This window comes from Streptomyces sp. NBC_00299 (assembly GCF_036173045.1).
GTDB lineage: Bacteria > Actinomycetota > Actinomycetes > Streptomycetales > Streptomycetaceae > Streptomyces > Streptomyces machairae.
In genome coordinates, this window is the sequence record NZ_CP108039.1 from 5,691,662 (window position 1) to 5,703,579 (window position 11,918).

The window sequence follows — 11,918 nt, forward strand, 5'->3', positions numbered from 1 at the left end:
ATCCACAGGCGGCGGGCCGCCGTGATGCCCAGCCGATAGTGTGGTCGCTCGTCCGAGACGCCGCACTGTCCCCACGGGGCACGGGCGTCCACCGCAGTCCATCGAACCGGGGCCCGTACCTCGATGTCCGTGCACAGCCACACGGCAGCCCACCACGACGTCGCTGCCACACCTGAGTTCCCGCGCCATGTGGTGACCGCGGTCCTCGTCTCCCATGACGGCGCCCGCTGGCTGCCCGACGCCCTCGCCGGGCTGCTCGGCCAAGAGCGCCCCGTCCAGTTCGCCGTGGCCGCCGACACCGGCAGCGCGGACCACTCCGCCCAGCTGGTCACCGACGCCCTCGGCGCCGACCGCGTACTGCACCTCGCCCGGCGCACCGGATTCGGCCAGGCCGTCGAGGAGGCCAACCGCAGCGCCCCCGTCCTCACCCCGGACGAGCTGGCCTATCTGAAGCGGCCGAGCGGCTGGGACCCCGTCACGCGCACCTGGCGCGACGACGCCTACGACATGCCCGAACTCCCCCACGGGGAGCCGGTGCAGTGGCTGTGGCTCCTGCACGACGACTGCGCCCCCGAACCCGACGCCCTGGCCCAGCTGCTGCGCGTCGTGGAGAACGAGTACGAGCTGGGCCGCGACGACGTCGCCGTAGTGGGCCCCAAGCTGCGCGGCTGGTACGACCGCAGGCAGCTCCTCGAGGTCGGCGTCACCATCGCCAACTCCGGCCGCCGCTGGACCGGCCTCGACCGCCGCGAACAGGACCAGGGCCAGCACGACCACGTCCGGCCCGTGCTCTCCGTGTCCACCGCCGGCATGCTGATCCGCCGCGACATCTTCGAACAGCTCGGCGGCTTCGACCGACGGCTGCCCCTGATGCGTGACGACGTCGACCTGTGCTGGCGCGCCACGGCGGCCGGCCACCGCGTCCTCGTCGCTCCCGAGGCGGTCGTACGACACGCCGAGGCTTCCTCCCGTGAGCGTCGCACCGTCGACTGCGTGGGCCGCACCTCCGCGTCCCCGCACAAGGTCGACAAGGCGGGCGCCGTCTACACCCTGCTCGTCAACACACGTACGGCCGTGCTGCCCTGGGTGCTGCTGCGCGTCCTGCTCGGCACGGTCCTGCGGACGCTCGCCTACCTCGTGGGCAAGGTCCCCGGGCAGGCCCTCGACGAGATCCGCGGCCTCGTGGGCACGCTGCTGCGCCCCGAGCGGATCATCGCCGGGCGGCGCAGGCGCGGGAGTCCCGTCATCGACAAGGGTGAGCTGCGGGCGCTGTTCCCGCCGCCCGGCGCGACGGTGCGGGCCACCGTCGAACAGGCCGCGAGCAGCCTCGTCGGCCGCTCCGACCCCGAGGTGGCCTCCGGCGCCGGACGGCACGGCAGCGCGATCGAGTCCGGACCCGGCGGCGACGACGCCGACTTCCTGGAGATAGAGCAGTTCGCCCGCCTCAAGCGCATCGCCCGCAAGCCGGGCCCGCTGCTCTTCCTGGTGCTGCTGTTCGTCTCGCTGATCGCCTGCCGGCAACTCCTCGGCGGCGGCGCGCTCGCCGGCGGGGCCCTGCTGCCCGCTCCGGCCGACTCCGGTGAGCTGTGGTCGCACTACATGGACGCCTGGCACCCGGTGGGCGCCGGCGGCACCCCGTCCGCGCCGCCGTACCTCGCGATCGTGGCGATGCTCGCCTCGGTGCTGCTGGGATCGACCGGGGTCGCCGTCACCGTCCTGCTCGTCTGCTCGGTGCCGCTGGCCGGCTTCACCGCATACTTCGCCTCCCGCCCGCTCGTCGAGTCGCGACTCCTGCGCGCGTGGGCCGCCGTCGCCTACGCCGTCCTGCCCGCCGTCACCGGCGCACTCGCCGGCGGCCGCATCGGCACCGCCGTCCTCGCCGTCCTGCTGCCGCTCATCGCGCGCGCCGGCATCGCGGCGAGCGGCCTGACGAACGGCTCCGCCGCACGCGGCAGTTGGCGCGCGACCTGGGCGTACGCGCTGCTGCTGACGATCACCACCGCCTTCACGCCGATCGTGTGGCCCATCGCCCTGCTCCTCGGGTTCGGGGTGCTGGCAGTGCGGCGCGCCGACATCACCGCGTACGGACTGCGCTTCCTGGCCCAGCTCGGCGTGCCCCTGCTGGTCCTCGCGCCCTGGTCGCTGTCGCTGCTTCCGTTCGGCTTCTTCCAGGAGGCCGGCCTGGAGTACGGCTCCTCCGCCGCCACCGCCCTGGATCTGCTCGGCGCCAGCCCCGGCGGGCCCGGCACGGTCAACGGGCTGATGCTCATCGGCATCGTGCTGGCCGCCCTGGCCGCCCTGATGCGCTCCGAGCGCCAGTTCGGGATCCGGACGGCCTGGGCGGTCGCCCTCGTCGGCCTCGTCTTCGCGGTCCTGTCCAACAGCTCCACCTGGGCCGGCCCTGCGACCCTCGTCTACGGCATCGCCCTCCTGGCCGCCGCCCTGCTCGGCGCCGACGGGGCACGCGCGCGGGTGGCCGAGCAGAGCTTCGGCTGGCGCCAGCCGGTCGCCGCGCTGATCGCCTTCGCCGCGGCCGCGGGGCCCCTGCTCGTCGCCGCCGGCTGGATGATCCGCGGTGCCGACGGACCGTTGGAGCGGCGCGACCCCGTGCAGGTGCCCGCGTTCGTCGCCGAGGAGAGCGGCACCCGCGACCAGGCCCGCACCCTCGTCCTGGACAGCGAATCCTCCGCCCACGTCGGCTACATGCTCGTCCGTGGCTCCGGCGCCCGCCTCGGCGACGCCGAGCTCGCCGCCGCCGACGGGGAGAACACCAAGCTCGACAAGATCGTCGCCAACCTCGTCGCCGGCTCCGGCGCCGACCAGGCCGACCAGCTCGGCGCGTTCGCCGTGCGCTACGTCCTCGTCCACAAGGGCGCACCGCGTGAGGTCACGCGCGTGCTGGACGCCACGCCCGGACTGTCGCGGCTGAGCGAGCAGAACGGCAGTGCGCTGTGGCGGATCGACCGGCAGGTGTCGCGGGCGGCCATCGCCGCCGCCGGCTCCGGGGCCGGTGAGCCTCAGCCTGTTGCCGCGGGGCCCGTTGAGATCCACACGACGATTCCGAGTGGCGCCGAGGGGCGGGTCCTGCGGCTCGCCGACAGTGCCGACGACGGCTGGACGGCCACCCTGGACGGCAAGCCGCTCACCGCGACAACGGTCGACGGCTGGGCCCAGGGCTTCGAACTGCCCGCCGGCGGCGGCAAGCTGGACGTCACCTACGACGACTCTGTCGGCCACAGCGCGTGGCTGTGGGCCCAGGGCTTCCTCGCCCTCGTACTCGTGGTGATGGCCCTTCCCGGACGCCGCCGCGACATCGACGACGACTTGCCCGAGGAGCCGGTCGTCCCGGCCGAGGCCATGGCCGGCGAGGGGCGGCGGGCCCGTCGGCTGCGCGCCCAGGCCGAGGCCGACGCCGAAGAGGCCGGTCAGCAAGGCGAGTTCCCCGCGCCTCCGTCGGAGCCGCCCGCTGCGGCGATTCCCCAGCAGCAGTCCTACGGCGAGTGGGACACGCCCGGTTACGCGGGTGCCGAGTACGGCAACTACGGCGGACAGCAGTACCCGGCGGGCGGCGCCTACGACCAGGCGTATCAGGCGGATCCGTATCAGGGCGGCCAGTACGACCCGTACGCGTACGGCGGGCAGTCCCCCACCGCGGCGTACGACCCGTCGTACGACCAGACGTACCAGCAGGGTTACGACGGCACGTACGACCCGGCGCAGCAGCATCCGCACGGCAGTGAGCGTCCCGACGGGAGCCAGCAGTGAACCGCACCACCCTGTCCCTGATCGCCGGCGTCACCGCCCTCGCCGCCGTCACCGGGCTCGCGGCGCTCACCACGCCGGACGCGTCCGACGCGAACACCGCCAAGGCGGCCGCCGAGCTGCCGGTGGAGCGTACGAGCCTGGCGTGTCCGGCGCCGAGTATCTCGGACCTCGCCGAGACGACGTACACCTCGTTCACGCCCGTCACCAAGGGGACGGCGAGTGAGGGGAAGGCCGAACTGCAGTCCGCGGCGCAGGAGAAGGGCGACGCAGCGGACGGCAAGGGCGAGAAGGGCGAGAAGGGCGACGCCGCCGGGAAGGCCGGGAAGGCCGACAAGCCGGTTCTGGAGGGCAAGGAGCCGGGGACGCCGGTCAGTGGTGATGCGTCCGGGGCCGACTCGCCCGCGCTCATCGGGACCGCCGACGGGAAGTTCGCGCCGGGCTGGACCGTGCAGGAGACCACCGAGGTCGCCGCGGGCACGGGGCGTGGTCTGCAAGGCGTCAACTGCACGGCGCCGGACACCGAGTTCTGGTTCCCCGGGGCCAGTACCGCTCCCGACCGCACGGACTACGTGCATCTGACCAACCCCGACGACTCCGCCGCCGTCGTCGACATCGAGCTGTACGGCAAGGACGGTGCGCTCGAAACGACGGTGGGGGAGGGGATCACGGTTCAGCCGCACTCCGGTGAGCCGATTCTGCTGTCCACGCTCACCAGCGAGAAGCAGGACAACATGACCGTGCACGTGAGTGTGCGCAGCGGCCGGGTGGGGGCCTCGGTGCAGGCGCTGGACGACAAGCTCGGTGGGGACTGGCTGGCGGCGTCCGCCGACCCCGCGGGGAGTCTGGTGCTGCCCGGCATTCCGAAGGACGCCACCTCCGTGCGGCTGGTCGCCTTCACGCCGGGGGACGCCGATGCGGATCTGAAGGTGCGGCTTGCCTCGCCGTCCGGGCTGATCACACCTGCCGGGAACGAGACGTTGCACGTCAAGGCGGGGATGACCAGTGCGGTGGATCTCGGTGACGTCATGCAGGGCGAGGCAGGGTCGCTGGTGCTGACTCCTACGGACCGATCGGTGCCGGTTGTTGCGGCGGTGCGGGTGGTCCGTGGGAAGGGGGACAAGCAGGAGACGGCGTTCATCCCGGCGAGCCGGGCGGTGGGCACGCGCGCGACGGTGGTGGACAACCGGGCGAAGGGGACGACGTTGTCTGTGACGGCGCCCTTCGGCGCCGCGGAGGTCAAGGTGACGGCTTCGGCGGGCAGTGAGGGCGGTGCTGCGGCGTCGAAGTCGTACTCGGTCAAGTCCGGCACCACTCAGGACGTGGAGGTGCCGGTGCCGAGCGGGCTGAAGGGCACGTACGCGCTGACTGTGGAGTCGGTGTCGGGCGGGCCGGTGTACGCGTCTCGGACGCTGGCGGTCACGGAGGACGGGGTGGCCGGGTTCACCGTGCAGACGTTGCCGGACGATCGGGGGATGGTGGCTGTGCCTGAGGCGGATGAGGACTTGTCGGTGCTGCAGAGGTAGGGCTGTGGGATGCCTGCGGCGGCCTGTGGCTGTTTCGGTGGGGGTGCGCGTAGCGCCTGCCGGTGCGTGGTGGGTCGAGGCCGTGCCGGGGGGGTCCGTCCTCGGACCGGCGGTCGGGGTCGGGCAGGGTGGTGCCGTTTCTTGACGCCGGACACTGCGGGCGGACCCCCCCCGGCACGTCCCCTTACCGCCGTGGGCGACCGCGGCGCCGCGGGGCCACCGGTCCAAAACAGCGCCACGCGGGCATCTCTGGTGGGTTTCAGTCCTCGCCGTAGCGGGGGTCCACCGTTTCCGGTGTGAGGCCCAGGATCTCGGCCACCTGTTCTACGACCACCTCGTGGACCAGGGCTGCTCGCTCGTCGCGGCTCTTGGTGCGGATCTCCACTGGGCGGCGGTAGATGACGACCCGTGCCGGGCGGCCCTCGCGGGCGGGGATGGTGCCGCCCAGGGGGACCGCCTCGTCGTTCCAGGCTCGGCCGGGGCCGTCCAGGCGGGGTACCTCCAGGACCAGGAAGTCCATGTCGGCCAGCTGGGGCCAGCGGCGTTCGAGGCGTTCCACGGAGTCCTGGACCAGGTCGGCGAAGACGTCGGCGCGGCTCGCGGCGAGGGGGACCTGGGGCGGTGCGATCGGGCCGCGCATGCCCCGGCCGTGGCGATCACGACGGCGGGGCCCGGGGCCGGCGGCGCGGGGCGGTACGGGGGTGTCCATCACTGATGAAGGGTAGTCCTCGTGGCTGGTGCCTGTCCGATCTCGATGGAGTGGTGGGGGTGACGTCCGGCCGCTCGTACGGCATGTCTGCAGATGACCATTCCAGCCAAGGTTGGGCTCGTTTCCGTATGCTTCCGAGACCGTCGATGGCGAGGTAAATGACGGGGTTTGTGGTGAGTGGTGACCGGTTTCAGTCGCGGGCGGGATCTTGGGGTGGGGTTTCCGTGCAGGTCAGCGAGTCGGGGTGAAAGGGGTGTGTGGGGTGTTTCACAACACGACACGGTGGAGTGAGCCGGGGGAGAGTCGTCGCGGCCCGCTCAAGAGTGCGGTACCGTCCAACGTCGTGAGCCCTGTACGTCGCTGTTCGCGCACCGCTTGCGGCCGTCCCGCCGTCGCGACGCTGACGTACGTCTACGCCGACTCGACCGCGGTCCTCGGCCCGCTCGCCACCTACGCCGAACCCCACTGCTACGACCTGTGCGCCGAGCACTCGGAGCGCCTCACCGCCCCTCGCGGGTGGGAGGTCGTGCGGCTGCTGGACAGTTCGGCTCCGGCCCGTCCCAGCAGTGATGACCTGGAAGCGCTTGCCAACGCGGTGCGTGAGGCGGCCCGTCCGCAGGAGCGGGCGGCGCAGGCGGGCGGAGGCGGAGGCCGTGGGGCCGACCCGATGGAGGTCGCGCGGCGTGGGCATCTGCGGGTGCTGCGGTCCCCCGACAACTGACGGTCGGATTTCCTGTTTCTCGTGTGCTTGTTTCGTTGAGTGATGCACAAGCATTGACGTGTCGTTGGCGCGGACACGACCATTCCGCATGTCGGAACGAGAAATCGCTTTCCGCATGGCGGAATCCGGGGAGGCGCCCGTGTACGTGCAGGAACTGGAACCCGTCGCCGGCTCGCTCGGCCTGTCCGCGCTCGTGGCGGCCCTGCCGCTGGTGATCGTCCTCGTCCTGCTGGGCGGGGTCCGCATGAAGGCGCATCTGGCGGGCCTCACGGGGCTGCTGGCGGCCGTGCTGGTCGCCTGGCTCGCGTACGGCATGCCACTCGGGCAGACGCTCTCCAGCGGCGCCCAGGGAGCGCTCTTCGGGCTCTTCCCCATCCTGTGGATCGTCGTCAACGCCCTGTGGGTGTACCGGATGACCGTCCGCACGCGTCATTTCGACATCCTGCGCAGGTCGTTCGGGCGGCTCTCCGACGATCCCCGGATCCAGGCACTCGTCGTCGCCTTCTGTTTCGGGGCCCTGCTGGAGGCCCTGGCGGGCTTCGGGGCGCCCGTCGCGATCTCTGCGGTCATGCTGGTGGCGCTCGGATTCGATCCGGTGCGTGCGGCGGTCGTCGCGCTGGTCGCCAACACCGCGCCCGTGGCCTTCGGCGCGATGGGAACGCCCGTGGTGACGCTGGCGCAGGTCACCGGACTGCCGCTGGACGACGTGGCTTCCGTGGTGGGACGTCAGACACCCCTGCTGGCCTTGGTCGTTCCGCTCGTGCTGGTCGGGCTCGTGGACGGGCGGCGCGGGCTGCGGGAGACCTGGGTGCCCGCCCTGGCGTGCGGAATCGCCTTCGCCGTCGCCCAGTTCGCCGCCTCCAACTACGTCTCCGCACAACTCGCCGACATCGCCGCCGCCTTGGCCGGTGCGGGCGCCCTGGTCGCCGTACCGCACGCGCGTGTGCCCGCCACCGAGGCCGTACGCGCATCCGTGCTGACGGGGTCGCGGAGCGAGGAGCTGGACGAGGACGATCCGCGGCGCGAGGTCGTACGGGCCTATGCGCCGTACGCGTTGATCGTCGTGATCTTCTCCATCGCGCAGGTTCCGGTCGTCAAGGACTGGCTGGCCGGGGCGACCCGGACGTTCGACTGGCCCTTCCTGAACGTCGCGAACCCGGACGGCGAGCCGGTCAGCGGCAACGTCTTCAGCTGGCCGATCGTGTCCACCGGCGGCACGCTCGTGCTGCTCGCCGGGTTGTGCACGGCGGTCGTGCTGGGGGTGCACGCGCGCGTGGCGGTCAAGGAGTGGGCCGCCACCGTGCACGAGTTGAGGTTCGCCATCCTGACCGTGACGTCCGTGCTGGCGCTCGCGTACGTCATGAACCTCTCCGGACAGGCGGCCACCATCGGCTACTTCGTGGCGGCGGCCGGCGCCGGGCTCGCCTTCCTGTCGCCGGTGCTGGGCTGGTTCGGGGTGGCCGTGTCCGGGTCGGACACCTCGGCCAACGCACTGTTCGGGGCACTGCAGGTGACGGCTGCACGGGAGTCGGGGCTGTCGCCGGAACTCCTGGCCGCCGCCAACAGTTCAGGTGGTGTGCTCGGCAAGATGATCTCGCCGCAGAACCTCACCATCGCGTGCGCGGCCGTGGGGCTCGCGGGCCGCGAGGGGGACCTGCTGCGACGCGTGCTGCCGTGGAGTCTGGGCCTGCTGCTGGTGATGTGCCTGATCGTGGTCGGCCAGAGTTCACCGGTGCTGGGCTGGATGCTGCCCTGACCTCCGTGCTGACCTGAGGTTACGGCTGGGGGTCCACTCAGCGGTCACCCAGCGCGGTGTCAGTCCGGGCGGGTAGTTTGGGGTGACCGACAGGACTTTCAGGAGGGTTGGCCGTGGCTGCTGATTTGTCACAGCTCGTGAAGGCGTACGACGTGCGCGGGGTCGTCCCGGACCAGTGGGACGAGACCCTGGCCGAGCTCTTCGGAGCCGCCTTCGTGCGGGTGACCGATGCGAGCGCGATCGTGATCGGGCACGACATGCGGCCCTCGTCCCCCGGTCTGTCCCGCGCCTTCGCGCGCGGGGCGGCGACCCAGGGCGTCGACGTCACAGAGATCGGCCTGTGCTCCACCGACCAGCTGTACTACGCGTCGGGAGCGCTGAACCTCCCGGGCGCGATGTTCACGGCATCGCACAACCCGGCCCAGTACAACGGCATCAAGATGTGCCGCGCGGGTGCGGCCCCGGTCGGCCAGGACACCGGCCTCGCGGAGATCCGCGAACTGGTCGAGGGCTGGTCCGAGTCGGGCGCCCCGGCACCGACGGCCCGGACCGGAGTGATCACCCAGCGGGACACGCTGGAGGACTACGCGGCTCACCTGCGCTCCCTCGTCGACCTGACCTCCATCCGCCCGCTGAAGGTCGTCGTCGACGCGGGCAACGGCATGGGGGGCCACACCGTGCCGACCGTGCTCGCGGGCCTCCCGCTGGACGTGGTCCCGATGTACTTCGAGCTGGACGGCACGTTCCCGAACCACGAGGCGAACCCGCTGGACCCGGCGAACATCGTGGACCTCCAGAAGCGGGTCCGCGAGGAGTCCGCCGACCTGGGCATCGCCTTCGACGGCGACGCCGACCGCTGCTTCGTCGTCGACGAGAACGGCGGGCCCGTCTCCCCCTCCGCCATCACCGCCCTGGTGGCCTCGCGCGAGCTCGCCAAGCACGGCGGCAAGGGCACGGTCATCCACAACCTGATCACCTCCTGGTCGGTCCCGGAGGTCGTCAAGGAGAACGGCGGCACGCCGGTCCGCACCCGCGTCGGCCACTCCTTCATCAAGGCCGAGATGGCCACGACCGGCGCGATCTTCGGCGGCGAGCACTCCGCCCACTACTACTTCAAGGACTTCTGGAACGCCGACACCGGCATGCTGGCCGCCCTGCACGTCCTGGCGGCCCTCGGCGGCCAGGACGGCCCCCTGTCCGGACTGGTCGCCCAGTACGACCGCTACGCCGGCTCCGGCGAGATCAACTCCACCGTCGCCGACCAGGCGGGCCGCCTCGCGGCGATCAAGTCCGCCTACGAGGCCCGAGAGGGCGTGGAACTCGACGAACTGGACGGCCTGACCGTCACGGCCGCCGACTGGTGGTTCAACGTCCGCCCGTCCAACACCGAGCCGCTGCTCCGCCTCAACGCGGAAGCACGGGACGAGGCGACGATGGCGAAGGTGCGGGACGAGGCGTTGGCGATCATCAGAGGCTGAGGGGCTGGCACGTGGGGGCTGCGTGCTTCTCGGCGCCGGCCCACAGAATCCGGCCTGTCCAGCGTTTGAGGACGAGGGCTGCGCCCCTTCAAGGACGGGACGGGCAGGGGCGGCGGGGGCGAAACAACTCCCGCCAGCCCCACCGCCGCCCAACCCCGGCACCCCGCCCCCACCGGCGGTACGCTGACCAGGCACATCCGCACACACGCACGCACCACACCCACCCGCACCAGAAGGGACACCTCATGCCGCTGGAAGCCGGCCTCCTGGAGATCCTCGCCTGCCCGGCCTGCCACGCCCCCCTCAAGGAGCAGGAAGCCGAGCTGATCTGCACCGGCCAGGGCTGCGGCCTGGCGTACCCCGTCCGCGACGACATCCCCGTCCTGCTCGTGGACGAGGCCCGCCGCCCCGCGTAACGGGACGCCATGACACCGGCACGGGGGCGGCTGAACGACCGGTCACCGTCCGGTACCAGGCTGCCTCCGCCGTACAGACATCCGGCTCCCGCTGCCTCGACGTGGCGCCGTCCCGGCCCCGGCGTGCGGACTCCAGCCACCGGCACGGAGACGCCCGCCGACCGATGCCGTGACCAGGACGCCCGGCACCAAGCCCCACCCGGCACCAAGCCCGCCGTAGTCCCCCACGACCGAGCAAGCCCCCCGACGCACACCCCCGCGCAAGACCCCCGCCCCAAAAGACCCGGCGATCGGAGGCTGCCGCCCATGCTCGACGAATCGTTGCTGGACACGCCGGAGGCGCTCGCCGAGGCCGACCGCCGTGCCCTGCTGCGCGGCGCGGCCGAAGCAGGAGCCCGTGTCCGCACCGCCGCCCGGCACGCAGCCGAGGCCGGCATCAACGACCTCAAACCCGACGGCCGCCCCCGCGCCACCCTGATCGCGGGCCCCGGCGCCGCCGCCATCTGCGTCGCCGACCTCCTCGGCACGCTCGCCGGCGCCACCAGCCCCGTCATCCGGCTGGCTCCGGCCGGCGTCGCCCCCGCCGCCGGCGCCCTGCGCTGGGAGCTGCCCGGCTGGTCCGGCTCCGTGGACCTGCTGCTGATCACCACCCCGGACGGCACCGAGCCGGGCCTGTCGCTCCTCGCCGAGCAGGCGTACCGCCGAGGCCTCACGGTCGTCGCCGTGGCCCCCGCGGGCTCCCCGCTCACCGAAGCCGTGCACAACAACCACGGCCTGTTCGTGCCGATGGCGACCGCCCCGTACGAGGAGGAAGAGGAAGACGTCCCCGCAGCCTCCGCCCCCGGCGTCCTGTGGGCCCTGCTCACCCCGCTGCTGGCGCTCCTCGACCGCACGGGCCTGCTCACCGCTCCGCCCGAGGCCGTGGAGAAGGTCGCCGACCGCCTCGACCACATCGCCGAACGCTGCGGGCCCGCCATCGCGGCCTACAGCAACCCCGCCAAGACCCTGGCCGCGGAACTCGCCGACTCGCTCCCGTTGATCTGGACCGAGGGCGTCTCCGCCGGCCCGGCGGGCCGGCGCTTCGCCGCCGCACTGGCCGAGCTCTCCGGCCACCCCGCGCTGGTCGCCGAACTGCCCGAGGCACTCGCCGCGCACAGCGCCCTGCTCGCCGGCAGGCTCGCGGCGAACGCCGACCCCGACGACTTCTTCCGCGACCGCGTCGAGGAGACACCGGCCCTGCACGCGCGCGTGGTGCTGCTGCGCGACCGTCCGATCGGCGGCCTCACCGCCGCGCCCGCCGCGCGCGACCTGGCCCTGAGCCATGACACGCCGATCAGTGAGCTGGAACCGGAAGCAGGCGGCGAGCTGGAGACCCTCGCGGAACTGATCGCCATCACGGATTTCGCCGCCGTTTACCTGGCGCTCGCTTCGGGAGCCTGATCTGTCCCAGGGGGCCCTGGAAGCCGTACGCCGCAGGAACCGGCAGGCGTACACAAGGCGAACCGGCGTCCACCACGAAGAGCACCCGCCTACCCGCAGAGAACAGGCAG

At 72.3% G+C, this 11,918-nt stretch carries 8 protein-coding genes; 7 read left to right on the forward strand and 1 reads right to left on the reverse strand.

The genetic code is table 11. The annotated features are described in order from the left end of the window. Positions 1–123 precede the first annotated feature (123 nt). Positions 124–3,765 (forward strand): glycosyltransferase family 2 protein, encoded by a 3,642-nt coding sequence (locus OHT51_RS25410; protein ID WP_328881227.1) that lies wholly within the window; start codon positions 124–126, stop codon positions 3,763–3,765. After that, positions 3,762–5,288, forward strand: coding sequence for a DUF5719 family protein (locus OHT51_RS25415; protein WP_328881228.1), 1,527 nt, complete (start codon positions 3,762–3,764; stop codon positions 5,286–5,288). Before OHT51_RS25410 ends, OHT51_RS25415 begins: the two co-directional genes overlap by 4 nt. Positions 5,289–5,547: 259 nt before the next feature. On the opposite strand, the gene OHT51_RS25420 is transcribed toward OHT51_RS25415, so the two are convergent. After that, positions 5,548–5,997, reverse strand: a complete 450-nt coding sequence (locus OHT51_RS25420; RefSeq protein WP_328884428.1) for a metallopeptidase family protein — start codon at positions 5,995–5,997, stop codon at positions 5,548–5,550. 343 nt (positions 5,998–6,340) lie between these two features. Here OHT51_RS25420 and OHT51_RS25425 point away from each other — a divergent pair, with 343 nt between their 5' ends. The 5 genes from OHT51_RS25425 to OHT51_RS25445 all read left to right on the forward strand — a co-directional run bounded on the left by OHT51_RS25425 (position 6,341) and on the right by OHT51_RS25445 (position 11,808). Next, the gene (locus tag OHT51_RS25425) at positions 6,341–6,718 is read left to right on the forward strand and encodes a DUF3499 domain-containing protein (protein WP_328881229.1); all 378 of its coding nucleotides are present in this window, start codon (positions 6,341–6,343) and stop codon (positions 6,716–6,718) included. Between the two features lie 139 nt (positions 6,719–6,857). Then, positions 6,858–8,474, forward strand: coding sequence for an L-lactate permease (locus OHT51_RS25430; protein ID WP_328884429.1), 1,617 nt, complete (start codon positions 6,858–6,860; stop codon positions 8,472–8,474). Positions 8,475–8,587: 113 nt separating this feature from the next. Further along, positions 8,588–9,952 carry a phosphomannomutase/phosphoglucomutase gene (locus OHT51_RS25435; RefSeq protein ID WP_328881230.1) on the forward strand — a complete coding sequence of 455 codons (1,365 nt, stop codon included), beginning with the start codon at positions 8,588–8,590 and terminating at the stop codon, positions 9,950–9,952. Between the two features lie 245 nt (positions 9,953–10,197). Then, positions 10,198–10,368: a Trm112 family protein gene (locus OHT51_RS25440; protein WP_328881231.1), complete on the forward strand. Its 171-nt coding sequence runs from the start codon at positions 10,198–10,200 to the stop codon at positions 10,366–10,368. A gap of 306 nt (positions 10,369–10,674) precedes the next feature. Further along, entirely contained in the window at positions 10,675–11,808 is a 1,134-nt protein-coding gene (locus tag OHT51_RS25445) for an SIS domain-containing protein (protein WP_328881232.1), read from the forward strand. The last annotated feature ends 110 nt before the right edge of the window (positions 11,809–11,918 follow it).

Bases quoted from the DNA above. Each gene is read 5' to 3' on its own strand.
- OHT51_RS25410 (WP_328881227.1), top strand. From the start codon at position 124: ATGTCCGTGCACAGCCACACGGCAGCCCACCACGACGTCGCTGCCACA.
- OHT51_RS25420 (WP_328884428.1), bottom strand. From the start codon at position 5,997: ATGGACACCCCCGTACCGCCCCGCGCCGCCGGCCCCGGGCCCCGCCGT.
- OHT51_RS25440 (WP_328881231.1), top strand. From the start codon at position 10,198: ATGCCGCTGGAAGCCGGCCTCCTGGAGATCCTCGCCTGCCCGGCCTGC.
- OHT51_RS25445 (WP_328881232.1), top strand. From the start codon at position 10,675: ATGCTCGACGAATCGTTGCTGGACACGCCGGAGGCGCTCGCCGAGGCC.